Raw genomic sequence first — 25397 nt, 5'->3', positions numbered from 1 at the left:
TCTCTTTACTATGAGGGCGGTGGTTTCTATAATCGCCGCCCGCTTCTATTAAAAGGCTAATATCTTCATGGATCAGTTGACTGCCACGCTTAAGAAAATTGAAAAGCAGAACTATCGAGCTTATCAGCAAATCAAAGGTCAATACGACTTCACTGATTTCACTTTGTTTATCGATCATGTACAGGGTGACCCTTATGCATCGGCGTCACGTTTTCGTGCGACTCGCGCATGGTCTTTGACTGGTCTTGAGTGGCTAAGAGACGAGTCTCCTGCATTTCAAAGAGCTGCACGTGATTTTATTGCGCGTAGTTTTGAACAGTTTGCTAAACAAGAAAACTCAGTATCAATTTCACTGACAGGCCAAACTGTACTGGATAGCACCGCGGTGTTGTTTACTGAAGAAGGTATTGAACTGCGTTTTCGAGTTAACTTACCAGCCGAAGGTCGTTCAGTATTGGGGAAAAAAGCCAACAACATACTGACTTTCCACCTGCCTAAGTTTATCCGTCGAGCAACTTTAGAGCGTGAACTCGACAAAGCCGCTTTAATTAAGCACTGCCAAGTTGTTGAAGACCAAGATGCCCTGCGAGAACAGTTGGAGGCCAATAACTTAGTCGCGTTTGTCGCAAACGGCAGTATCCTTCCTCGAATTGCAGGTAATTGCGACCTTCCTATGAAAGAAGCCGTTGAGTTTAAAGCCCCTGAATCTCTACAAGTCACTTTACATGCGCCAAACAAGGGCCATGTCACAGGATTAGGAATTCCAAAAGGTATCACACTGATCGTAGGTGGCGGCTTCCACGGTAAATCTACCTTATTAAATGCAATAGAGCGTTCAATTTACGATCATATTCCAGGAGATGGTCGCGAATACATTGTTGCCGATAACAAGGCTATGAAGATTCGTGCCGAAGATGGCCGATGCGTACACCACTTGAACCTGTCGAACTACATCAACCATTTACCAATGGGTAAAGATACGGCGGACTTTTCTACTCAAGACGCATCAGGCTCAACGTCGCAAGCCGCTTGGCTTCAAGAGTCTATTGAAGCCGGTTCAAGCACATTATTGATTGATGAAGATACTTCTGCTACCAACTTCATGATTAGAGATGAGCGTATGCAGGCATTGGTGGCAAAAGGTGATGAGCCAATTACTCCTCTCGTCGACCGCATTGGTCAATTACGAGATGATCTTGATATCTCTACCATTATCGTTATGGGTGGGTCGGGCGACTACTTAGACGTTGCCGATACCGTCATTCAAATGCACGACTACCAAGCCGTTGATGTGACTGAAAAAGCGAAAGAAGTTATCGCTCAGCACCCTACTCAACGCCATAACGAGTCAGAAGAACGTTTACAGACCTTCCCACCTCGAGCACTGAACCGCGTTGCGTTGATGAATATTCTGACTGACGGCAAGTTCCGTGTGAATGCGAAAGGCAAAGAGTCACTTCGATTTGGTAAAGAGTTTACTGATCTTAGCGCTTTGGAACAGATAGAGTCAGCCGATGAAGTCAACACAATTGGCTGGTTATGGTTCCAAATTGCTCAACTTCCAGGTTGGTGTAATCATCCGGCGAAGGAGATTGAAGAAATGCTGTCTGGTGAGTGGCATGCCGCTCTTCCTAAGCAAGGCGACTTAGCCAAACCACGCACACTAGACGTTATGGCTGCCCTCAACCGCATGCGAAAATCTCAGTTTAAGTCATCATGCTAGTTTTGATACGCTGACAGAGACAGTTCAATCAAAAGGCAGCTATAGTTAGCTGCCTTCCTTTATCTTTATTCTTAGCGAATCATTCGTTTCTCAGTACATTCCACGCTTCACAAAGAACTCTAAATCTTTCTGCATCGCCATTTTCTCGATCAGGATGCCAACGAAGCGCGAGTTTTCGCCATTGTTTTCTAATTTCCGCAGGCGTAGCGTCAGTGTTAAGTTCAAATAGTGACAGTGCCTTTGTCTTATCTACGCTGGCTACTGACGAACCACCGATGAACTTTTGATAAGTTGTCCAAAATTCATTCAACAGTCGACGCACTTCATCTTCATCCGCTTCGTAATTGCGCCAATCTAAGTAATACTCACGCAAAGGATCATGAATATCGATCTTATGCCTCAAAGCTTCCATCGAAGACATGAGCTGAATATCCATGGCTTCGACTTGAAGCCAACTATCCGGATACAGAGTGTCTTGCAGTTGATATAATGCATTCATGATCAGGAAATTTCTTTTGAATAAATCCTTATCGGGAGAGTCGTCCAGCTTTGAAATATAACCTTGTTCACCCAACGAGCTTGCCAAGGTGTGCACTTTCCAATTAGAGGGCTGTTTTCTCAGAATTTCTAACATTGGCCAAAGCAGCGGATTTTCTATTGCATGAGGCTCAATACTATTGACAGTACGTTGTCCTTCCATTCATCCTCTCTGACACGAGTTTAGGGCCCCATTCACGGCACAAAAAACATAGTTTCCACTTTGTAGCATAAATGCAAAAAGGCCGATAGTCATTCACCATCGGCCTTTGTAAGGAGATCACGTAAAGGTTAAATAACCCCTAGCTCACGTAAACGTTCCATAAGGTAGCTATGTGCAGTGTAGCGCTCAGATAACACCACTTCCGGCTTTGGATGCAGGAACAACGGTAATGAGATACGTGACTTTTCTTGACGGCCACCCGTAGGGTTGATTACACGGTGAGTCGTTGAAGGGAAATAACCACCTGACGCTTCTTGAAGCATATCACCAATGTTGATGATTAAGTTCCCGAAGTCACATGGTACATCGATCCAATCACCCTCTTTACTCTTTACTTGCAGTCCAGGTTCATTAGCAGCAGGCAAAACCGTTAACAGGTTAATGTCTTCATGCGCAGCAGCACGAATAGCGCCTGGCTCTTCTTCGCCTGTCATCGGTGGGTAGTGAAGCACGCGTAGTAATGTTTTGTCACTGTTATTGATCATTTCTGACAACGCGATAGAGAACTTCTCTTGAACGTCCTTAGGTGCGTACGCTTCAACCCAACCTAATAGCTCTTGAGCAAATGCATTGGCACGCTCGTAGTACTCTAAGATTTCAGCTTTAAGCTGCTCTGGGATCTGCCCCCAAGGGTAAACATGAAAGTACTCTTTGATGTCTTTCACTTTGTGCCCTTTCGCCACTTCAGACACAGAAGGTGGGAAGTAGCCATCTTGGGTGTCTACGTTAAAGTGAAAATCATTCTTTTGATCTGAACAGAAAAACTCATGCCAGTTTTTGTAAATTGACTCTACAAGCTCTTGTGGAATCGGGTGGTTTTTCAACACACCGAACCCCGTTTCGCTTAGAGATGTAACGAACTGTTGAGCAGCATCGTCAGCAAGATAATCGACAGTTTCCAGTTTCATGGCTTTACTTCTTTTTTATTAGACTGAATCATGGATTCTATGGATGGGCATGTTGTAAATCAAACTTTAATGAAAAGTGCACGCGCAAACGTTTTAATGTTGAGCAGTTTGCCAATAAATCAACATTTTCAGTGATCAAAAAACCCATTAAAATATCAATTGCACACTGTTCAATTAAGTGCAATCATTAACACAATCTATGGAGTCCCACTGTAAGATAAATTGAAGGATCAAATAACTCTATGAAAAGCACCTCGACACTCTTAGGATTAACGATTTTTTATGCCATCGTGTTTTTATTTTCTGCGTTGGAACCTAACTCACGCGCAGTTTGGTTTGCGGAGATTATCCCGGCGATTGGTATTCTTGTTGCTATTTGGGCGATTTCGATTCGCTATCAGTTCAGTAATACGGCTTACTTTTTAATGTTCATCTGGCTCTGTTTGCACACTATCGGTGCGAAATATACGTTCTCCGAAGTGCCGTTTGACTGGTTTAACGACATGATTGGTTCAGAGCGAAATAATTTTGATCGCGTTGCGCACTTTTCAATTGGCCTTTACGCATATCCGATCGCTGAATACTTGATAAACAAAAAACGGTTCAACAAAGCGTTCTCTTGCTGGTTTGCCTTGTTTGCTATCATGTCACTTGCTGCTGGCTATGAGATTATCGAATGGTGGTATGCGGAGTTGGCTGGTGGCGATGAGGGAATTGCCTTTCTGGGCTCGCAAGGTGACATATGGGACGCCCAGAAAGATATGTTGTGCGATACCGTTGGTGCAGTGTTGTCGTTATTCTTAATGTCGGCTCAACGTCGATTCTCTCAACCATTCTAAATAAGGGTTAAACCCATCAACAATTGGAACCTGTACGATTTGAGCTACCTCGTATTCGTGCAGGTTTTCTATTTTCTCTTCCACCAATTCATAAAGTTCTCGACGAGTTTTGATCACCAGCAACCATTCGTTGTCAGTACAAATCTCCCCTTTCCACACATAGTGACTTTCAATAGGCATCGTTTGAATACACGCGGCTAATTGAGCATCTAGCAAACCTTTAATGATCTGATCTCGATTTTTTTCATTACTGGTTGTACTTAAAACCATGCAATAGTCATGTTTCATACTCATTTTCTAGCCCTTTATTATTTCATCGTCACTTTGCCGCCAATCATTTTGTAAGCGGGGGTTCCTCTTACTAAAGTGTCTCTTGCAAACTCTTGTCCGCAAGCGGGGCAAATACATGGGGTTTGTGTGAAATCGTCAACAATGCGCTCTTTGAAGCATTTAACCAGTGCGCCTTTCCCGCCTTTACGGTACTTAAATAGTTGAGTTTTACATTTAGAGCAAAAGATATCGACGGTTTTCGTCGGTTGTTTTTTATTCGGTTTCGCCATGGTTACTTTCTATATCCGGTTTGACCCATACATTATTAAAATCAAACCAACCTAAGGCATTACACTTTGCATTTTGTAACGCACCGCTGTGGTCTTTATTCACGCCTAGCCAGCAGTGAAACATAGGAATCACCTGACAGCTTTTTACTAATTGTCGTCCTAGCTCACGCGCAGGAAAGTCTGTGTGCATGCCGGCACGCCATTGATCGACAAGTTTAGCCCATTCACTAAAATCGTAACCTGAACTGAACTTCTCAATATCACTGTAATCCAGGAGCCAGCCCGCCAACGCGTCATTTCGGTTCGTTGCAATGCCCATAGCTTTCACCCAGATATCCACTTCCTCCGGTGCGGGCGGTTGAGAATCATAACGAATAAACTCAACCTCTATACCGTGCGGTTTTAAGAGTGTCTTGATGGCCTTGGCAACTACTGGAAACATCGGATGCTTTTTCTGATACGCTACGGAAATTACCTTATTAGCCTGTGGTACGCTGCCCGCTTCCGCTGGCCTAAGATCAATCCAACCGGGCTTAAGGCCAAAGGCTTGCAATACTCCCAGTTCCATCACTTTATCTTGTGGAACATGCGCGTAAATCTGGTGACTGTTGAGGGTTTGCGAGAGGAACTCTGCCCAACGTGGATCTTTTGCAATCCCGGTGTTTTTGTTTAGTAATAGGAATGTACATCCAGGGTCCAGCTCTACTTCATCGGATGAACCTTGTTTATCCATCTTCGGCTTTGACAGGCTTGGATAAACCATTGAAGAATAGGCTTCATCGATTACCCACACCTCCACTTGGTCAAGTAAAGGGCGAAAACCAAAGTAGCCATCAAAAGCAGTCAAAATAAGACGCTTATCATCATTCATTTTAACTTGGAACGGCCCTGTCCCTATCGGTTGTCTATCGAAGCTTTCAGAACGCAAAGCACTCGGTAGCAAAATTTTTGCTTGCGACTCACTCAGAGCCAGAGGCAGGTAGCGATCAGGACGGACGAGCTCAATATCAACGGTCCACTTTTGTGGCGAAGACACCCGCTTTATGTGAGAAAACAAGTTCAAGCTATTTAACGCAAGCACACTTTCAAGAACACAACTGGTTGTTAACGGTTCACCGTTATGAAAGCGTACTCCACGACGAAGATAAAAACGCCAATGTGTATCAGAAATTGCTTCCCACGTGTGGGCTAAATCTGGTTGAAGTTGTTCATTTTCATCAAGGCGAGTGAGTCCGCTAAAAATTTGTCTGGCGATGTGCTGTTCAGAACGCCGCATCGGTTTCTGCGGGTTTAACATCGACAATGGTCGATAATAAGGCAAACGCACGACCTGCTCGCCCTGTCGATGCTGAAGCCCTAAATAACCTTGGATAACCTGCGTCAATCGTGCCGCATCGTTATCAAGCGCATCTAGAGCCTGACCGATTTTCCCTTCATCGAGATAACGCCTGGCGAGGTTTTCGCTGACATCGCTTCGATTACGTTTAAAAACGAGTTTCGAAAGTTTTCCTCGACCCGCTGCCGGATGCCACTCAATCCAGCCCTCTTCTTCAAGTTTATTTAGAACAATACGAGCATTACGACGTGTACAAAACAACGCTTCGGTGATGTCTTCGAGCTGAACGTCCGTATCGTGACCGGAAAATTTTTCAAACAGTGTTTCGAACTGAACACGTAAACGAGGGCTACTCATAAAGAGGAAATTCTTATCTTGTTGTCGATAAGCTAAGTTTCCTCATTTTTACCAAAAAGTGCAAACATCACACTATAGATTATTGAATATCGATACCAATTTCTCGCGAAAGTTCAGCCAGTTGTTCCTCGTTGTCCAGCTTGATAGACCATTTGCACTCTGCTCCATGAGATAAAACAACGTTCGCTCCTCTACCCAGCAACTGAATTGCATCGGTTTGCGCTTGCAAGGTTACCATTGCACTACCGGAGAGCTTAATCACTATTTCACGCTGGGTTGCAATGATTTTTCCTAATGAAAACTCAATCACCATCTTAGTTTATACCGACTTTGTTTTGTGTTGTTTCACAGCGATGGTCAAGCGACTGGTACACACTAAACGGCCTCGCTCATCAGTGATATCGATTTGCCACACTTGCGTTGAAATACCCAGATGAAGCGGTTTTGCCGTACCAATCACATGACCACTTCGCATGGCTCGCACATGGTTCGCGTTAATATCTAAACCGACGCAGTAGCTGCCTTCATCGACAGAGAAGTTTGCAGCCAATGAGCCTAATGTTTCTGCGAGCACGACTGATGCACCACCGTGAAGCATTCCTAAAGGTTGATGAGTAAAGCTGCATACGGGCATGGTTGCTGTAAGGGAGTCGTCAGTGAAATCTGTATATTTAATTTGTAGGTGCTCGATCAGGGTATTTTTTGACGTGGCATTCAGAATCTCTATGCTTACGGGCTTTTTCCATATACTCATTGTTTTACTCTTAGTTTCACAAACTGGTTTGTTAGGTTGTAACGATGTGCTAGGAAGCTAGCATAGACGCTACTTGGGCATAACTTCAAGACGTAACATCTCACCCTCTTTATTAATCAGATGAATAACTTGATCCATGCATCATGTTACTATTTGGGTATATACTATTGCTTCAAAACAAAAAATTAAATGGAGCCTGTTATGAAGGTATGGATGAAAGCCTCTGCTCTTTTAACTATCGCGGGTTTAACAGCGTGTAGCGCATCACCGACGGGTCGCAACCAGATCCTGATGTTTTCAGATCAGGAAATGTCATCGCTTGGCGCTAAATCTTTCGAACAAATGAAGAAAGATATCCCAATCAGCAAAGATCGCAAAACGAATGCCTACGTTCAATGCGTTGCCAAACACATCACTGACACCATTCCCGCTCAATCTGGATTTAAAGACTGGGAAGTCGTTGTTTTTGATAGTGAACAAGTCAATGCGTTTGCTCTACCAGGTGGGAAGATCGGCGTGTATACCGGGCTTTTAGATGTCGCGAAAAACCAAGATCAGTTGGCAACAGTTATTGGTCACGAAGTCGCTCACGTCCTCGCTGACCACAGTAATGAACGTCTTTCACAAAGTCAGTTAGCAAATGCCGGGTTGTCTCTAGCAAACGTTGCCATTGGAGCTTCCGAGTACAAACAGTATCAACAAATGACGATGGCGGCACTTGGTGTCGGTGTCCAATACGGTGTTATTTTGCCATACGGTCGTACTCAGGAATCTGAGGCTGATATTGTCGGGCTGGAATTCATGGCAAAAGCAGGTTTCGACCCACGTCAAAGTGTCGATTTATGGAAAAATATGAGTGCTGCATCAGGTGGTTCTCAACCACCTGAATTCTTCTCAACCCACCCATCGCACAGTACGCGCATTAAAGATTTACAAGCAACCATAAATAAGCTGCCTGCGTATAACGCGAAAGCACCAAGATGTGGCTAATTCATTGCTACTATCGTCTACCTACTTAACTTGCCAAATAACAAAAAGCTCCCTAGGGAGCTTTTAATGATTCTAATCAAGTGCCCAATATCTGTAGCGGCAAACTTAACAAACTATCTCCGAGAGTGGCAAAATACCAGATGATAGAAACAAAACCTCCGACAGAGACCAAGTACCAAGCCAGTGAGAATAGCTGCCCATAACGGGTTAATGGCAATAAATGGCTTTGATGTCGAGCTCTCCATTCCATCACCACTTCCAACATTCCCATTAACAATAAAAACCCTAGCAACGTCAGACCGAAATAGTAACTGATAAAAATGCCTAATAAAGCGGTCGCAATACTGCCAACTAACCCGACCCAAGTATTCATTGAGAAGGTAATACTTTTGAGCACATGGCCACCATCTAATGGTAAAATAGGCAGCAGATTAAATAGGTTTAGCAAGGCGTTAAACACAGCAAGCCCAGCGAAGATCACCTCACCAGTCATCCAATAAAGCAAAGTAAAAACAATACTAAGTACTAAACCGAAAAATGGTCCCATGATTGAGATAACCACATCCTGCCAGCGCGTGTTTATCTTTTCGTCACTTAGCGCCAAACCACCTAGGAATGGAATCAAATAGATTCCTTTGGTCTTCATTCCAAAATACTTCATCGCTCTAATGTGACCATATTCATGAAAAACCAAACAAGCGATCAACGCTAGCGCGAACTCGATGGAAAATAGCCAAGAATATGCAGCGAGACTTGCAGACGCTAACGCCACTTTAATAACTTTCGCACTTTTAAGTGCTTTCATCCCAAGAGATACGAGGCCTATTACACTTAAACGCTTTTCGGATGGTGGCGTAACTTCTGGCACTTGGCGCTCGATGTCTTTTTCATTTCGACAACCTTCATTGACGAGCTCACCGTTAATTGTGACCTTGTAACTCAATTCAAACGGTTGCCATGTTAAAGAACACTCTAAATGACAGTTCAGGATTTCCTCACCCGCAGAGAGCCTAAACTGGTGTAGACAAGTCTCTGCGGTATTGTCACTGGCATCGATTTGAGACACCAACGTATTATCCCAATATAACTGCTGCCACCCAGCCATCGATCCTTCGAGCCTTAGCGAACGACCTAAAAATTCAACATTCAGTAATTCCAATGCGGTTCCTATTGCGTCTATTGAATAACTACATAGCGAGCGCGAATTATGCCTGTGAAGTGAAGAAACAGCAAAGCGAGCTATCTCTTGATTTGATCGTTATTTAACTATAAAGCTCGCAAAACAATTCTGGTCGTACCATTCTCTTCAAAAATATAAAGATAATACATGCCCTTACAAGCCATCGTTTGACCTATGCATCATATTTAAAACGCAAAATACGCTCAAACTTTGACAAGTTATTAAACATACAATTAACATTACATTTACATCATCGTTGTATTTCGCGTATTAACAATTGGTGTAAGTACCACACAACAATTACAAGGACTTCGGTCCAGCATTATGACACCCTAGGAGGGTCAAGGATGAACAAGAAGCACTGCTCTCTGCTTACAATTTCAATATTGTTTGCGTGTAATGCCCACTCAGCGGGCTTCCAGGTAGCTGAACATTCGGCATCTGGTCTTGGTCGAGCATTTTCAGGTGAAGGGGCTGTCGCAGATAATGCCAGCGTCCTTGCTCGTAACCCTGCAGCAATGACACTTTTCAAAGAAGCTCAATTTTCGGGCGCGTTATCTATCATCGACCCTGAAGTCGATGTGTACGACACTGTAAACAATGAACACGCGAAAGATGTCGCTCCTTTACAGATCGTGCCAGCAGGTTATTACATCAGCCCTATCAATGATAACTGGGCTTGGGGTATCGGTATGTTCACAACATACGGTGTTGCTACCGACTATCCAAATGATATTTCCGCAGGTGATATGGCGGGTGACACTTCCCTACTTTCAGTAAACATCAACCCTAATGTCGCTTACCGTATCAACGAGTCTTTCAGTGTCGGTGGTGGTATCAACCTCGTATACGCTGAAGCAGAGCTGACTCGTCACAAAGGCGCACTCGCCGGTATTTTAGGTGGTAATAAGTCCGATAACCTTGTCGGCATGGAAGGCGAAACTTTCGCTTGGGGTTGGAATGTCGGCGCTTTATTTGAGCTAAATGAAAACAACCGTTTTGGCTTTGGCTACCGCTCTAAGGTTGATCTAGATTTTGATGACGGTGAGTTTAGTAGTTACGACTCTGGTCGAGCTTCATCACCAAAAGTGGATGGCCGTTTAAAAATCTCTCTTCCTTCAATTATCGAATTATCGGCTTTCCATCAATTGAATGAACAATGGGCTGTACATTACGGCTGGCAACAAACCGACTGGAGCACATTTAAAGAACTAAAAGCGACCAGTAACGAATGTAATGACGGAGTATGTTTCTTTAAACCTGAGAAATATGAAGACAACAATCGCTACTCCATTGGTGCAACTTACATACTTAATACAGACTGGACATTCCGTGCAGGCTTTGCGTACGACGAACAAGCAGGTGAAGCGACATTGAGTATCCCTGACAGTGACCGTTTTTGGTACAGCGCGGGCCTAACTTACGCAATGAGTGAGAATTTAACTTTCGATGCAGGCTTTGCACTTGTTAAGAGTAAATCAGGCTCTTTCACTGAGACAAATGCTCTGGGTGAAGAGATTAAGTTTGACTCAGAAGGTACTGCTTACATCAGCGCGGTACAGATGAACTACACCTTCAAATAATGGGATTACGGAGTAAACCAATGAAACACACGTTTAAATTATCAATGCTTTGTTCTGCAATCCTTCTTGCTGGTTGTGGTGATGATACCTCCAGCTCTGGTACTTCCGACAAAGTTCAATTTGAAGATGAAGTCCAAGCATTGCTTGATCGCGAAACATCCATCAGTTTTACGCTTCAAGGAGCGAACGCAGATGTACCGGCACCGTCTTACTTATTAATGGACACAAGCGATGGTACGCTTGGTCTGCCAACTGATGGCGATGATGCTTTAACCAACCCTAGAGCCTCGATGAATACGATGGATGGATGGTCAACGTCTATGCCAATCGTTCTGAACTTTAAAGGCGATGGTTTTGCAACGGGCATGTTGCCGTCTGGTGTTAAAGTCATCAAGATTAACCAACGCTTAACCGAGTGGGACGGTAAATCTAACCCAATCGAAGAGGTACTCGTTCAGAATCAGGACTACGTAGTTCAAGCAAAAGGTAACTCTCTATACGTCCAGTTCTTGGCTGCACTTGATGAGTCAAGCGAGTACATTTTTGCGGTTACACAAGATGTTACTGACGTGAATGGTGAGCCAATTGGTACATCAGCAAGTTATGCGACTGGTAAATCGAAAGAAATCGTTTATGAAACTGGCGACCTTGCTTCTGTTCAAGCAGTCACTCAGGCGGTTGAAGGCATTTTTGGTATCGCCAAAGTAAACCCTAACGACATCGTTTACTCCTCATGGTTCAGTACCCAGTCTGTAGGTGATACGTTAGCGGCAGTCAAAGGAGTAACCGCTACTGGTTTTTCTACCGGCGCAAACACACTAAATACCGTTTACAAAAATGACTCAAACGAAGGTTCAGTTGACTTATCAACGGCCTACACAATAACGCTCGGTGAAACCCAAGACTTTAGCACTGCGCTAGACTCTGACGATGACTTTAGTAAATACATTAGCGATCTAGACGCAGCTAAAACGGCAATTAAAGGCCTTTACATGCAATCAGGTGCCGATGTAAGCGTGACACAAGGTGTGGTAAGACTGCCTCATTACCTGGAAAAAGGCGCAAGCTGGAACATGCAACCAATGGTATCTGCGATGCCAAGCCTAGCGAAGCTAAGCGCAGCATTAGCGGATCCGAACGAGCAAGCAAACATGGTTCAGCAGCTATCAACAGGCGTTTTTGCAAATGATCCTGTTGATGTGACAAAGCTTGCTACAGATCCTACAGAGCAGCTAAAACTTGTTGGAGCTAAGCTTACTCTTACCGATGGTACCCAGCTTGATAGTGAGCGTATCATTACTCGCTACTCGCCTGTTCCCGTAGTGAAATCGGTTGAAGATGTCGAAGTACTGGTCTTCACACCTAAATCTGGCGTCGCGACAGACGTTGTGATTTATCAACACGGCATCACCTCAGCGAAAGAGAATGCGTACGCGTTCGCGTTCAATATGGTAAAAGCAGGTGTGGCAGTTATCGCTATTGACTTACCTATTCATGGTACGCGCAGCTTAGATGAACAACGTTCCGCAAATGCGAATGTACTGGCTTATCTAAATCTTTCCAACTTAGCCGTTGCGCGTGACAACCTACGTCAAAGTGTTCTGGATGTGTTAGGTTTGCGCGCTAGCTTGGTAGTATCTGCTCAAGGCGGTCTTTTAGCTGGAGGTCCTCTGCAAGGCTTCAACCCAATGACGGGTTCAAAGGTCAAAATGCTAGGTCATTCACTTGGCGGTATTGTAGCTACATCTGCCGTCGCAGCAGCAAACAATACATTGGGCAGCCCTACTGCCGATGCGCTGTACACCTTTAGTTCTGCATCAGTACAGAACTCTGGTGGACAAATTGGTAATTTGTTACTGGGTTCAGACAATTACGGCCCTCAGATCAAACATAACCTCGCTTATGCAGCATCAAAAGACTATGCGACTTACGCTGATGCATCATGTGCGGATCTAGAAGATAAAACATGTTACGAAGCATTTGAGGCTGCGGCAACGGAAGCTCAAGTAGCAGCGCTAGAAGCAGGTTTCTCACAATTTATCTATGCAGCACAGACTACACTAGACACTGTCGATCCGTTCACAAACGCTTCAGATTTAGTGGCATCTGGTTCGCTAACGACACCATTCTTTATGACAGAAGTGGATGGCGATAGCACAGTACCAAACAGCGTTCCAAATGCACCATTCGCGGGTACTGAACCGCTTGCTAATAAGCTAGGGTTGAAGACTGTGAACAGTACGGACACTACTGTGAATGCAACTGCGAGCTTTGTACAGTTTAATGCTACTGCATCGCACAGTACTTTTGCTTCGCCAAATGGCACTTTGTCTGATATTGATCATCATGTAGAGATGCAGATGGAAAACACTGACTTCTTAATGGATGACGCACTAACAGGTGTCACTAACACTTCTGTTTTGAAGTAATCGCAACACCCTTCCTACCAAAGCCCAGTTTCTACTGGGCTTTTTCATTTCAATTCTATTCAAACCCACTCATATTTCCTCTGCTATAGTTAAATCGATGTCTTTGCCTAACTCACTTGTTTAAAAGGAAAACTCTATGCGCGTATTGACTGTTATTGCCACTGTATTACTTCTTTCTGCATGCGGAAGTAGCCAATATCTGATGTCGACAAATGAAGGGAAAATTATTACCTCTTACGGTAAACCAGACCTGAACGAGGAAACGGGTATGTACGAATATGAAGACATGGATGGTAAAGAAATGAGTATTTCAAAAGAGCAAATTGTCCAGATTGTCGAACGTTAACGACAGGCCCTCTGTAAATTAGAGGGCTATGTTCTAGCCACCCTCTCTCTAAATTTACCTCTTTTAAGCTTGTAATCGTTGTAGAAATTGACACAACTAATTCATAAGCCAAAACAATTAATAGTGTCTTTTATACTTCCGTATTATTTATTTAGCGAATATTTTACATCTTCACCTTAATCAGGTTGGAGTATTGTAAAATCTAGTCTTTAATTCGCTAACACCCTTTTATTTCTCAGGATAAAGTGGATAATACCGCCACAAAATAACATTACTAAGGTGAGTCCTTATGTCTATTGAAGCTACTCTGCTTGCGCGCTGCGAGTCAAAATGTGAACTGTGTTCTTCTGAATCTCAACTAACTGCATACGCTGTCCCACCTCACGGTAATGTGACGGTTGATACTGCCATCATGGTTTGTGATAAGTGTCTGGGTGAGATCGATGAGCCAAAAGACATTAACCACTGGCGTTGTCTAAACGAAAGTATGTGGAGCCAGGTTCCTGCTGTACAAGTGACTGCATGGCGCCAACTCACTCGCCTAAACACAGAAAGCTGGGCTCAAGATGCTCTTGACATGATGTACATGGAAGAAGAGCAAATGAACTGGGCAATGAAAGGGATGTCTGCTGACGATAAAACGGTTGACTGTAACGGCACTGAACTTAAGAAAGGTGACGATGTAACAGTAATTAAAGACCTACCAGTAAAAGGCACTAACCAAGTAATCAAACAAGGTACAGTGATTCGTGGCATTAGCCTTGGCGATGATCCAAAGCTAGTTTCGGGTAAGGCAAATGGTGGTCAGTCGATGTACGTGATCGCAGAATACTGCCGCAAGAAGTAATATCTCACTTCAGTCAAGTCAAAACGGGGCACCAATGGTGCTCCGTTTTTCTATACAACACTTAATCTACTATCATGTCTACCTCCTCTAGAGTGTTTCTTTTCTAGGGCGTAGGTTGAGTAGGCATGTTTTACAAATAAAAAAATACCGGCTCATAGGCCGGTATTTCTTACACTATTTCAATATTAACGGTACATACCGATGTCTTTTTGAATATGTGCTGACAAGTCTTCTGCGTAGTAACTGCGTGGCGCAGTGTTATCTACAAATAGAATGTCCAGTAAGTGAGCAATCAGTCCTTTGAAGTTAACCGCGTAGGTTTTCTTATCCATAGAGGTTGGTAAAGCTACATTTGTCATTTGCATTGCTTGTGCCATGATTGCCTCTCTTTAAAAGCAGTAGTCTGTTTAGTTGGTTGTATATTAGTCAGTTTATTATTGTTTAAGAAATGACAAATTTTACCCATTCAGATTAGAATTTATAATAAAACAAACTCATTACAAAACTCAAAAATACAAATGAATAATAACGGCATAAATAATCACAATTGCTGCGATTACATTGAATAACTGAACATTACCTGCATAATCGCCCCTTAAGCAACAACATATATTTAACAATATTTTTCGTTATTTCTTTTGATTTTAGTGCTTACTTTATATTTTTTGATTAGTAATATTAACGCTAGTTTGACGCTTCGCTTTATTTTTTAGGAGTGATGCCACCACTGCCGATGTCATCACAACAACTAAAAATGTGAGAGACCATGCTGTCGGAATCTCATATTCTGTTCCAACCAATAGCATTTTCACCCCGATAAACATCATGATTACTGATAATGCTGGTTTTAAGTACACAAACTTATCTAACATTGCTTGAAGAACAAAGTACAGCGATCGCAAACCCAATAATGCAAATACGTTCGCGGCTAAGACTAAAAATGGCTCTCGCGTTACCGCGAATATAGCTGGTATAGAATCCAATGCAAACATAACGTCCATTACTGCAATGACACCAACAACGATCAGCATCGGTGTTGCCACCCACTTACCAGCTTGCTTTAAGATTAAGTGATTTCCTTGGTAGTCATCTGTAACTGGCAATACCTTTCGAATCAACTGCTCCGGATATGGATTAACCTCTTCTGCTTCGCCTTTGTCGCGAGCTAGCTTAACACCTGTCCAAATAAGGAAAGCAGCAAATAAGTACAATACCCAGTGATACTGTGCAAGTAACTGAGCACCAACCGCAATCATGACAGCGCGTAAAACTAGCGCACCTATCACCCCCCAAAGCAATGCTCTCGGACGCAAATGCTCCGGCACACTGTATTGTGCAAAGATGATGGCAAACACAAACAAGTTATCAACGCTTAACGACTTCTCTAGTAAGTAACCAGTTAAGAATGAAATCGTTGCTTTGTCGTTCGTATAAGCGCTATGTGGCGCGTAAAAGTCCCAGAATAAATAAATAGAACCTGCAAAAACAAAGGCAAGCAAGAACCAAAAAACACTCCAAACGATGGCTTTTTTCATCGTGATAGCGCCACCACGTGTTTGATAGATATCAAGCGTAACAAGAACAAGGGTAAATAAACCAAAAGCACCATACATCGCTAATGATTCTTGAAGAGGCACCGATTGGCTCAATTGGGTGGTATTTTCGATAAGAGACATATTTCCTCCCATGGCGGAAGGACTTCGTTTGGTGACCTTCCGCAGACAATAACAACCAACAGCCACATAACGATTATGTGCTGCTAGTCAATGAATGCGTTGGTCTCGTTGAAGTGTTGACGTGAATGAACCACGTAACACCTTTACTTACCGGATAAGCTGATGCTTAACGAGATGACGATAAGTAAACTTGCGCTAACTACTCCCCAAACGCCGACATAATAACGCCGAGCGTCAGGCTTTCCAACAAAAAAGCCTTGTCTTATCGAAATAAAATTCTTATCAAAAATCAGGAAGCACTATAAAAAGAAAGAAATGGATTCAACCACCTGAACTTTAGTAAACAGACAAAAAGCAGCAAATGGATCAAGACAAACTCTTCATTGGTTAGAGCCCTAACGGGGAAGATAGATACAAAAAAGGAGCATTACTGCTCCCTTTTGTAACATCCACATTCTTAGCAATTCAAAAGCCGCTTAGAGGCACAAAGTAGACCAGTGTTGACCAAATTGCGATCCAGGCAACCACGACTGCCGTATCTGCCCAATCTTTATTCCACATACTGCCATCCTCATCAACCCATGTAGTAAGTGGAGAGCAGCAAAATCAATACCAGTATCTATTATCGACGTCGCTTTGTGTAAAGTTTGTGACTTTGATTCAAACAGTTTGGCTCATCGGTCAGGAGTTCAATAAAACAATCAGCCATGGACAAACTGGTCACACGCCCTTCTCCTTTCATCTCCTGCAATGCGTCGTACCCCTCTTTCCCTTTCATCGTATAGGCAGAAGAAGCCCCTCGATACCAAACATCATCTTGAACACCTACCCATTGTTTGCCATCAAAAATCACTAATGATTGAACTCTTTCACCTTTTGGGGCATCTGCGTGGTACTCGAAGTTTAAATTGTAAGTGTACGGATAACTGCCAGATCCAGTGCCTTCTACGCCATTGTTGAGTGCATTATTTATCGCGCCTTCAAGTGCACGGCGAATAGCGCTGCCTTTTACATCGTAAAAGCCGATAGGAACGGCAAAAGGCAACAGTCGTCCGGCAATGTCTGCCACTGTGATGTTGCCAGGGTTCAAAGAGGTTCGCACGCCACCCGCATTATGAATTGCAAATTGAACGTCATATCCACGTTTGTTTAAACAGTGCAGAAATGAGCGGGCAACGGAGGAAGCCAACTCACTCTCACCAAATTCATCGGGAATTCTCACATGACGCTTTTTGGTGTCAACACTAGCAATGACTTGTGACTGTAACTGCCTAACCTGAGGGATATATTTATCGCTCAGGATAGCTTGAGTTTCCGGGTGTTTCTTACAAACCACGACATTCGGTTGACCATGGATGAAGTCGCACGCGGTTTCGAATACACCTTGGTCGAGCTGTTGGTTTAGCGTCGAGTCCCAAAAAATACGTCGGCCAAGCAACAGTTCATTTTGTCCACTCAACATCGTTGCTTTACCGTATTCATCAAACTCAATGACGCAGTGCCCCATTGTCAAAGCATGGAAACCCGCTTGCACCACATAGGTATCATTAACTTTAATACCGTAGGGATCGTCTTGTCCTAACCCTATTGATGAAAAATCACCTTGCAACCGGTGGCTGTGTCCACCAACAATTATACCAATACCTGCGACTTGCTCAGCTAACTCTAAATCACCTTCATAACCTAAGTGGCTCAGAAGAATAATATTTTTTATACCTGATGAATGGATTTGTTTTACGGTCGCCTTGGCGGTTTCAATTGCTGAGTGAAAAGGCGTGTCTGCATCAGGGTTTGCGATGTCGCTCATTTTATCTATGGATAATCCGAAAATCGCGACCCGCTCACCATGGAATTCTTTAACAATGTATTGTGCGCTCTGTGTATCCGGTTGGTAACTATATACATCCTTGCAATCACTGATACGGTGAGGTTTTTTAAGCGATTCATTGGATAAATCCCAGTTGCCAGCAAGCAATGGGAACTGAGTACGTTGGCAAAACAATGCAACTGGCTCATTCCCCATATCTAATTCATGATTGCCTAACGCCATTGCATCAATTTTTAATGCGTTCAATAAGTCGGCATTAGCTTTGCCTTTAAATAGTGAGAAATACAGCGTGCCTTGGAAGCAATCTCCGGCATGGAGGAACAACATCCCATGACCTTGGCGCTGAGCATCATCTCTTAACTGCTCGACTCGGGTTGCGATACGAGAAAAGCCGCCAGCACTGACATAAGGCTCTAGCGTGAGTTCATTGTTTATCTTAAGCTTTAACTGTAATGACGTTGGTTCAAAGTAGGAATGTGTGTCATTGATGTGTGCCAGTTTGATTCTCACTGGCTTATGATTGTTATTCATCTTCATCTTCTCTTTTTTCATTCCTTATAATAATAAGAAGTGAATCATGACAGAATCATGAATTTTATGAAACTGCGATTTAGGATTTCATGTTTAAGTGATCACGATGCTGTCCCCCGGCTTTGAAAGCAAGCCTCGCTTGTAACGGTCTCTATTCAGTAAGAGGCTCTCGTAATTTTGTGAACTGAGCTTAACTCAAAAATTTCGAATTCATATATGCTTAGGAGTAGCAAAATAACTCTCGATAATTCAAATAATTGCAAGGAGGATTGAGATGAGACTAGAACGCATCGAAATCTCCGGGTTTAGAGGCATCAAACGCCTTTCACTCTCTTTTGACGAACTCACCACGCTTATCGGTGAAAACACGTGGGGCAAATCATCATTACTCGATGCCCTTTCCATCGCATTACCTGCCAATGGCTCATTGTATCAATTCAAACTGAAAGATTTTCACGTTGACTACTCAATTTCTCATCCACAAACACAACACTTACAGATCATTGTTTGTTTTAAAGCACAGGATAAAAACGAAGTAAAAGCGGGACGCTACAGACGCATAAAGCCTACATGGTGCACCAACGAAGATGGTGAGCAAGTCATTTACTATCGTATTAGTGCGTCTCGCGATGAGCACGGCATTAATACAGAGTACGCGTTTTTGGATCATAACGGCAAACCCAAAAAACTTCACCACTCAGAGAAACTCGCTATTGAGTTAATGACACTTCATCCTGTAATCCGACTACGTGACTCCCGACGCTTCCCAGATTTAAACCATGTCAACGGCGATGGTAAAAATGCTCGGATTGAAAAACGAATCAACAATACCTGTCGACGCTTATTGGCTATGCCTGGCCATGTAAATAAAGGTGAGATTCGTAGTAGTCTCGACTCAATGCAAACGCTTGTTGAACACTATTTTGCGTTCAGAAGTGTCAGTAAAGGTAACCCACGCAAACCTCGTGATGGTCTTTTCTATACAAGCCCTTCCTCTGATAAAGGTTTGAGTCAGTTCTTGAAAGAAACCAATGACAAACAAAGCCGCTTGCTTTTAATGGGGTTACTCAATGCCTATCTTCAAGCTAAGGGTCCCACCGATTTAAGGCGCTGCGCGAGACCAATACTGATCATTGAAGATCCAGAAGGTCGACTGCATCCAACTCATCTAGCGAGAGCGTGGTCCTTATTGCAATTGTTGCCAATGCAAAAGATATTAACCACCAACAGTGGCACGTTACTCGGTTCTGTTCCACTTTATTCAATTCGACGTTTAATTCGGCTATCAGACAGAACCATCGCTAAGAGTTTAAATTCAACAAAGTTTGGTCGAGATGAGTTGCGCCGAATTGGTTTCCATATTCGTTTTCATCGTTCAGGAGCATTATTTGCGCGGTGCTGGTTACTTGTTGAGGGCGAAACCGAAGTTTGGCTTTTTCATGAACTGGCTCGTCAATGCGGGTATGACTTGGCTGCCGAAGGGGTTCAAATCGTTGAGTTTGCTCAATCAGGTCTAAAATCACTCATCAAAGTAGCAAAAGAGTTTGGTATTGATTGGCATGTCGTTACCGATGGCGACCCAGCAGGGAAAAAGTACGCGCATGCAGTGCGAGCACAGCTCGACCATGATCAGGAAAGGCATCGACTTACGGAGTTACCCGACCGAGACATCGAGCACTTTCTGTACAACAATGGTTTTGAACTTTTCTTTAAGGACATCATCAAAGTTCCTCATGACCACCCTATCCCTGCTAAAAAAGTCGTAAATCGTGTTTTGAAAAAACATGCAAAACCGGACTTAGCTTTGGCTATTGTTTCTCATTGTGAAGAGAAAGGCATGGAGTGTATTCCTGTTCTTCTGCGCTGGACACTTAAACGCGTTGTTACCATGGCCAACGGCAATACATGAGTTAGGCGTATTTTACACTCAGCGTATTGTCTTGTAATACAAAAAAAGCACACCAATTTGGTGTGCTTGTATCAAACATCATTAATTTTGATTAAGGGTATTGAGAGGGATAAAACTCAATACACAGTGGATACCAATAAGATCGGGGGTTCACTACTGTGCTTGCTCAGCAAGCGAAGATGAAGTAGCGGTTGATTTCGTATGCAACCATAGCCCTGTCGCTTTCATTAGATAGCCAAACACACCACCTAGCAACAACGATGGAATAACAAGTTGCCAGTTTCCGTCAGCCGCAAATGTTGCGCATGAACCAATAAAAGTACCAGGGATGTACGCGAGCCAAGCCTGTTTAGCTTGAATACACATGAAGAATGCCACAATAGCGGTAATCACATAGCCAATAATTTCCAACCCCACGTAAGTGGAACCGTGAATAATTACCATTGCCCAGAATACGCCTGTCATATTGGTGATTAAGCTGATGCCTAGTCCTTTCAATCCGCTCGTTGGCGCTGCAAAGTAGCTCGTGCAACCTAAAAAACCAGCCCAAGAAAGCAAACCTAAAGAGATGGCGATCCAACCCCATACGCCAGATAAAATTCCAGTAGTGATAGAAATAGCTAAAAGTGTCGTCATGGTAGTCATACCTGCTCGGCTATTATCGTACCTATATGGTTCAATAACTGCCTTCATACATTGAAATCAAGGACACATGTTAGATACATCAGCTCAGCTTATCGGTGATATTGATCACAATAAGATATTATTATTTTCACAATTTACATTAAAAGTTTGACGCAACCGATAAATCAACAGATTTAGGGAATAAACCCAACTCATCTCGTAGGAATGTTTAATCAACCTTTAAAGAACTGAAGGCTTCCCTTTCATCATTCGCAGTCCCTCTCTTTTAATGCAGTCGACTAATGGGTTTTCTGCCATATCTGAACGCCATATAAATGAAAGCGTCCTTTCCATTTTTAACTCAGGTACATTTAATGCCACAAGATGACCTGCTTCTATATATCGCTCTACATCTAAATACGGTAAGCAAGTAAGGTACTGACCATTAGCAACTAAACTACGTAATACCGGAACATGTTCATATTCGCGCCACACATCCAAATCTTCAATAAGGTGGTGAATAGAACTATCAAATGTTTTTCGTGTGCCAGAGCCATGCTCTCTTAGTACCCACTTCGCTTGCTCTAACTGCGCAAGGCTAACAGACTGATTACGAGCAAAAGGATGATGAGAAGCTGCGACAACAGTAAGATGATCACGACACCATACTTCTTGGTGTAAACGGTTATCATCACAGCGCCCTTCAATAATCCCTAAGTCATACTTGTAATCTAATACCCCATCAATCACCCCTTTTGTACTTTGTACACCGAGGGAAATACGCATTTCTGGAAAGTCATTATCAATGATACTAATAAGGTCGGGAACTAAGTGCTCTGCTGGTGTTTGACTCGCTCCCATACGAATCTCACCACTCAATAAATGTTGCTCATAGAAGCCCATTTCAATCTGCAATGCGTCTTGTAGCAAGCGTTTTGCTTTTGGTCGTAACCACATCCCCCAATGGGTTAACGCCATTTGCTTGCCTTGCCTCTCAAACAACGGCCTGCCAAGCATCTTCTCTAATTGCGCAAGCGACATACTCGTCGCTGATTGTGTCAAAGCCAATTTTTCTGCGGCTTGGCTTACACTGCCGGTATCTGCAACTGCGTCGAAAACCGCTAATTGCTTAAGTGAGTAGCGCAAAGTGTCCTCCATTATTAGTGGGTATTTCCCAATCCCCACAATTGTTAAAGCATGCCCCAATAAGCAATAGAGTTCATTTTACCTGGCCCCGTAAAGTTATCAATTAATTTGATGAGGTTTCTAAATATTATCAATTTTACCTTACTAACCGTTCTCCCTATTCTGATTACGCGGTTCGGGAACACCGCAAGCCTCAATGGTTTTGAAACCGAAGTCGTTGAGGCTCTTAATAAAAACAACAATTTCATTTTTGAGTTAATAACCAAGGATTTTTTATGCGATTACAAATTAAGGAGTCAATATGGCGGTGACCAGTTCTCAAAATCACCAGTATTTTTCTCCAAAAGAGATGATGGTTGAAGCGGAAAAGTTTGCGTTAAGTAAGGCAAACAAAACCAGCAGTATGACATTAAGCCTCGCGATTATGGCCGGCGCGTTCATCGGGTTAGCATTCTTGTTTTACATCACGGTGACCACCGGCAGTACGGGCGCTGGTTGGGGCTTGAGCCGCCTAGCTGGTGGACTCGCATTTAGCATGGGATTGATCCTCATAGTGATCTGCGGTGGTGAATTATTTACCAGCTCCGTCCTATCCAGTATTTCTTGGGCCAATAAGCAAATCTCGTTCGGTAAGATGCTTTCGATCTGGGGCAAAGTTTACGTTGGTAACTTTATTGGTGCGATGTTCCTACTTGCGCTGGTTACTGCTGCTGGTCTTTATCAGATGGATGGCGGTCAATGGGGATTAAATGCGCTTAACATCGCACAACACAAACTTCACCACACTCTCATTCAAGCGTTTGCACTCGGCATTCTCTGTAACCTATTGGTCTGCCTAGCGATTTGGCTAACATTTAGTTCTGCAAATGCAATGACAAAAGCAGCAATGACAATTTTGCCTGTGGCAATGTTTGTCAGCAGCGGTTTTGAGCACTGTGTTGCGAACATGTTTATGGTTCCACTTGGTATTGTTATCGCGAATTTTGCACCTGAATCTTTTTGGGCATCTGTCGGTATGCCTGCGTCACAATACGCAGACCTAAACATTAGCCACTTTATTACCGCTAACTTAATTCCTGTCACGCTTGGCAACATCGTCGGCGGAGCGGTATTAGTTGGCCTTTCAAACTGGTGTATTTTTCGCCGACCAGAACTAAAAGCAGCGAATATTTCTTCTATCACTACAACTACAACACTGTCGTCAGTTAAGGATTTCACCATGAAAAATGCCTCTTTTGTTAAAGACATTATGAACCCAAAACCAGTCACCATTCGTGCAGAAACGCCAATTGCAGCCGCGCTGGATGTGTTACTTGATAATCACGTAACGAGCGCACCTGTTGTAGACGTACAAAATCGATTAGTTGGCTTCTTCTCTGCTCACGATGTGATGGTAGAACTATGGTGTGAGGACTACATTCCGGTGAAAGACCAAAAAGTCGTCGACATCATGAGCCGAGATGTGGTCGCAATTGACGCTGGTGATCGCCTCGTTGATGTTGTGGAATTCCTATGTATCGATAAAGAGCAGTTGTACCCAGCGAGCAGTATGGGTATTGCCACTCGCTTGACGTCTTTGTCTCTCGAAGAACGCGCTAAAAGTATCAAAGTAAGTAAGCCACAAGTGCTTCCTGTGCTTGAAAATGGGCAGATGGTCGGGGTGGTTACTCGTACTGAAGTATTAAAAGCACTACGCCCGATTTTTGGTGAGCGTTTAAACCTAGTGGAAAAAAGCGAGTTAGAAACAGCGTAATTCGCTAAACATTTACAACGTCTATTGGCTTTCAATCGCTATCACTGACTGGTTTATCGATGTTAGTGATGTGATTAAGATAATAAAAAAGCGCTCTTCAAGTGAAGAGCGCTTTTAGTGTATCTAAAAGGAACTAATTACTTCTTAATACCTTCGATATGAAGTTCCATATCGACGTAGCTTGAAGCACCCATTACTGGGATGTCAAAGTCAGCAAGCTCTAGGCGAGTGTTGCCAACAAAGCCAGCGCGCTCGCCGCCCCATGGGTCACTGCCAGCACCAACGAATTCAGCCTCAATAGTAATAGGCTTAGTAACACCGTGTAGCGTTAGATCACCAGTTACATCTAGTTTGCCATTGCCTTTATCAACCACTTTTGTGCTCGTAAAGGTTGCTTCACTGTATTTACCAGCATCGATGAAGTCACCACTACGAATGTGTTTGTCACGTTCAGCATGGTTTGAATCTAGGCTGGTTGTATCAACAACAACATTTACTTTTGAGTCAGCAATGTTGTTTTCATCAAAAGAAAAGTCACCAGAAAATGTATTGAAACGACCTTTGATGAAACTGTAACCCAAGTGGCTAACTTTAAAGTTGATTGAAGCGTGAGCACCTTTGGTATCGATGACATAATCTGCAGCTTGCGCACCAAATGGCAGTGCCATAGCGATAGCTAATCCTGTAGCGAAAAGTGACTTTTTCATTTTGAAGCTCCTAACATTTTTCTTAATGTGTTGTCTTTATCGATAAAGTGGTGTTTTAGTGCAGCAATAGCATGTAAACCTGCAATCAGGATGACTGCCCAAGCTGCATAGAAGTGAATCTCACCTGCAATATCTGATTGGCCTGGGAATAACTCTCCCGCTCCTGGCACGGTGAACCAATTAAACACTTCGATGCCGCGTCCATCAGACGTTGAAATGAGGTAACCTGAAACAAAGATGGTGACCAATAGTAGGTACATGACACCATGCGCTGCTTTAGCAGCAAGCACTTCGTAACGTTTGCCTTCTACCTTTGGTGACGCCGTCACATGTTTCCATACGATGCGTGCCAAAGTTAAAATAGCGAGTAAAATACCGACAGAGCGATGGTAATGCGGCGCAGTTCGATACCATTCGCTGTAATAGCTAAGGTCGACCATCCACAAACCCACTGCAAATAGACCAATAATGCACAGCGCTGATAACCAATGCATCACGCGTGCAGTAAGGTTGTAATTCTTTACCAGTGTATCCATCTCAAGTTCCTAGATATATTCCTAAGTTAATGCTGAGCAAGAAACACTACATTAACCTATTTACGTCATATGAAA

Annotated in this window: 24 protein-coding genes; 9 read left to right on the top strand and 15 right to left on the bottom strand. The window is 43.3% G+C overall.

Annotated elements, in window-relative coordinates:
• The first annotated feature begins 67 nt into the window (after positions 1 to 67).
• The gene (locus tag R8269_RS03335) at positions 68 to 1723 is read left to right on the top strand and encodes an ABC-ATPase domain-containing protein (RefSeq protein WP_064354773.1); all 1656 of its coding nucleotides are present in this window, start codon (positions 68 to 70) and stop codon (positions 1721 to 1723) included.
• Between the two features lie 79 nt (positions 1724 to 1802).
• Here R8269_RS03335 and R8269_RS03330 read toward each other — a convergent pair whose 3' ends face one another.
• Together R8269_RS03330 and R8269_RS03325 are read right to left on the bottom strand one after the other, a co-directional pair.
• Complete coding sequence (locus R8269_RS03330) at positions 1803 to 2423, bottom strand: DNA-J related domain-containing protein (protein ID WP_005376328.1); 621 nt, start codon at positions 2421 to 2423, stop codon at positions 1803 to 1805.
• Between the two features lie 128 nt (positions 2424 to 2551).
• On the bottom strand, positions 2552 to 3391 hold the full coding sequence (locus R8269_RS03325) for an isopenicillin N synthase family dioxygenase (protein ID WP_215810382.1): 840 nt from the start codon (positions 3389 to 3391) through the stop codon (positions 2552 to 2554).
• 242 nt (positions 3392 to 3633) lie between these two features.
• Between R8269_RS03325 and R8269_RS03320 the strand changes: the two genes are divergently transcribed.
• Positions 3634 to 4230, top strand: coding sequence for a DUF2238 domain-containing protein (locus R8269_RS03320; RefSeq protein WP_005376330.1), 597 nt, complete (start codon positions 3634 to 3636; stop codon positions 4228 to 4230).
• Here the strand turns inward: R8269_RS03320 and cutA are convergent.
• From cutA to R8269_RS03295, 5 genes are all read right to left on the bottom strand, one after another.
• Positions 4192 to 4524, bottom strand: coding sequence for a divalent-cation tolerance protein CutA (cutA, locus tag R8269_RS03315; protein ID WP_005376332.1), 333 nt, complete (start codon positions 4522 to 4524; stop codon positions 4192 to 4194). The genes R8269_RS03320 and cutA overlap by 39 nt on opposite strands.
• A gap of 14 nt (positions 4525 to 4538) precedes the next feature.
• Positions 4539 to 4790, bottom strand: a complete 252-nt coding sequence (locus tag R8269_RS03310; RefSeq protein WP_005376334.1) for a hypothetical protein — start codon at positions 4788 to 4790, stop codon at positions 4539 to 4541.
• Positions 4774 to 6483: an SgrR family transcriptional regulator gene (locus R8269_RS03305; RefSeq protein WP_054579607.1), complete on the bottom strand. Its 1710-nt coding sequence runs from the start codon at positions 6481 to 6483 to the stop codon at positions 4774 to 4776. Before R8269_RS03305 ends, R8269_RS03310 begins: the two co-directional genes overlap by 17 nt.
• 79 nt (positions 6484 to 6562) lie before the next feature.
• Positions 6563 to 6796, bottom strand: a complete 234-nt coding sequence (locus tag R8269_RS03300; RefSeq protein WP_005376338.1) for a DUF3389 domain-containing protein — start codon at positions 6794 to 6796, stop codon at positions 6563 to 6565.
• A gap of 6 nt (positions 6797 to 6802) precedes the next feature.
• The gene (locus tag R8269_RS03295) at positions 6803 to 7237 is read right to left on the bottom strand and encodes a hotdog fold thioesterase (RefSeq protein WP_005376340.1); all 435 of its coding nucleotides are present in this window, start codon (positions 7235 to 7237) and stop codon (positions 6803 to 6805) included.
• A gap of 201 nt (positions 7238 to 7438) precedes the next feature.
• On the opposite strand from R8269_RS03295, the gene R8269_RS03290 reads away from it, so the two are divergent.
• Positions 7439 to 8227 carry a M48 family metallopeptidase gene (locus R8269_RS03290; RefSeq protein ID WP_017634168.1) on the top strand — a complete coding sequence of 263 codons (789 nt, stop codon included), beginning with the start codon at positions 7439 to 7441 and terminating at the stop codon, positions 8225 to 8227.
• Between the two features lie 76 nt (positions 8228 to 8303).
• On the opposite strand, the gene R8269_RS03285 is transcribed toward R8269_RS03290, so the two are convergent.
• A complete protein-coding gene (locus R8269_RS03285; protein ID WP_225452562.1) occupies positions 8304 to 9332 on the bottom strand; it encodes a site-2 protease family protein in 1029 nt (342 codons plus the stop codon).
• Positions 9333 to 9754: 422 nt separating this feature from the next.
• Between R8269_RS03285 and R8269_RS03280 the strand changes: the two genes are divergently transcribed.
• The 4 genes from R8269_RS03280 (at position 9755) to R8269_RS03265 (ending at position 14612) form a co-directional block, all read left to right on the top strand.
• Positions 9755 to 10990 (top strand): outer membrane protein transport protein, encoded by a 1236-nt coding sequence (locus R8269_RS03280; protein ID WP_005376347.1) that lies wholly within the window; start codon positions 9755 to 9757, stop codon positions 10988 to 10990.
• A gap of 20 nt (positions 10991 to 11010) precedes the next feature.
• Positions 11011 to 13419 carry a VolA/Pla-1 family phospholipase gene (locus R8269_RS03275; protein WP_230238024.1) on the top strand — a complete coding sequence of 803 codons (2409 nt, stop codon included), beginning with the start codon at positions 11011 to 11013 and terminating at the stop codon, positions 13417 to 13419.
• A gap of 136 nt (positions 13420 to 13555) precedes the next feature.
• Positions 13556 to 13765, top strand: coding sequence for a YgdI/YgdR family lipoprotein (locus tag R8269_RS03270; RefSeq protein ID WP_017634171.1), 210 nt, complete (start codon positions 13556 to 13558; stop codon positions 13763 to 13765).
• A 289-nt stretch (positions 13766 to 14054) separates the two neighbouring features.
• On the top strand, positions 14055 to 14612 hold the full coding sequence (locus R8269_RS03265) for a PhnA domain-containing protein (protein ID WP_005376350.1): 558 nt from the start codon (positions 14055 to 14057) through the stop codon (positions 14610 to 14612).
• A 185-nt stretch (positions 14613 to 14797) separates the two neighbouring features.
• Here R8269_RS03265 and R8269_RS03260 read toward each other — a convergent pair whose 3' ends face one another.
• The 3 genes from R8269_RS03260 to R8269_RS03250 all read right to left on the bottom strand — a co-directional run bounded on the left by R8269_RS03260 (position 14798) and on the right by R8269_RS03250 (position 18653).
• Positions 14798 to 14989, bottom strand: a complete 192-nt coding sequence (locus R8269_RS03260) for a hypothetical protein (RefSeq protein WP_005376351.1) — start codon at positions 14987 to 14989, stop codon at positions 14798 to 14800.
• A 279-nt stretch (positions 14990 to 15268) separates the two neighbouring features.
• The gene (locus R8269_RS03255; protein ID WP_031781325.1) at positions 15269 to 16288 is read right to left on the bottom strand and encodes a TerC/Alx family metal homeostasis membrane protein; all 1020 of its coding nucleotides are present in this window, start codon (positions 16286 to 16288) and stop codon (positions 15269 to 15271) included.
• Between the two features lie 622 nt (positions 16289 to 16910).
• Positions 16911 to 18653 carry a bifunctional metallophosphatase/5'-nucleotidase gene (locus R8269_RS03250; protein ID WP_053303605.1) on the bottom strand — a complete coding sequence of 581 codons (1743 nt, stop codon included), beginning with the start codon at positions 18651 to 18653 and terminating at the stop codon, positions 16911 to 16913.
• 268 nt (positions 18654 to 18921) lie between these two features.
• Between R8269_RS03250 and R8269_RS03245 the strand changes: the two genes are divergently transcribed.
• A complete protein-coding gene (locus tag R8269_RS03245; protein WP_047103581.1) occupies positions 18922 to 20556 on the top strand; it encodes an ATP-dependent endonuclease in 1635 nt (544 codons plus the stop codon).
• Positions 20557 to 20709: 153 nt separating this feature from the next.
• Here the strand turns inward: R8269_RS03245 and R8269_RS03240 are convergent, their stop codons facing one another.
• Entirely contained in the window at positions 20710 to 21192 is a 483-nt protein-coding gene (locus R8269_RS03240; RefSeq protein WP_017634175.1) for a DUF1097 domain-containing protein, read from the bottom strand.
• Between the two features lie 228 nt (positions 21193 to 21420).
• Positions 21421 to 22326 carry a LysR substrate-binding domain-containing protein gene (locus R8269_RS03235; RefSeq protein ID WP_005376369.1) on the bottom strand — a complete coding sequence of 302 codons (906 nt, stop codon included), beginning with the start codon at positions 22324 to 22326 and terminating at the stop codon, positions 21421 to 21423.
• 301 nt (positions 22327 to 22627) lie between these two features.
• Here R8269_RS03235 and focA point away from each other — a divergent pair, with 301 nt between their 5' ends.
• A complete protein-coding gene (focA, locus tag R8269_RS03230) occupies positions 22628 to 24079 on the top strand; it encodes a formate transporter FocA (protein ID WP_186585330.1) in 1452 nt (483 codons plus the stop codon).
• A gap of 137 nt (positions 24080 to 24216) precedes the next feature.
• Here focA and R8269_RS03225 read toward each other — a convergent pair whose 3' ends face one another.
• Both R8269_RS03225 and R8269_RS03220 read right to left on the bottom strand, forming a co-directional pair.
• Complete coding sequence (locus R8269_RS03225) at positions 24217 to 24786, bottom strand: YceI family protein (protein WP_017634178.1); 570 nt, start codon at positions 24784 to 24786, stop codon at positions 24217 to 24219.
• Positions 24783 to 25322: a cytochrome b gene (locus R8269_RS03220; protein WP_005390157.1), complete on the bottom strand. Its 540-nt coding sequence runs from the start codon at positions 25320 to 25322 to the stop codon at positions 24783 to 24785. The genes R8269_RS03225 and R8269_RS03220 overlap by 4 nt, the downstream gene beginning before the upstream one ends.
• Positions 25323 to 25397 lie beyond the last annotated feature (75 nt).

The sequence above is a fragment of the Vibrio sp. Vb0667 genome (genome assembly GCF_033391095.1).
This window is presented reverse-complemented; position numbering and strand designations above follow the sequence as displayed.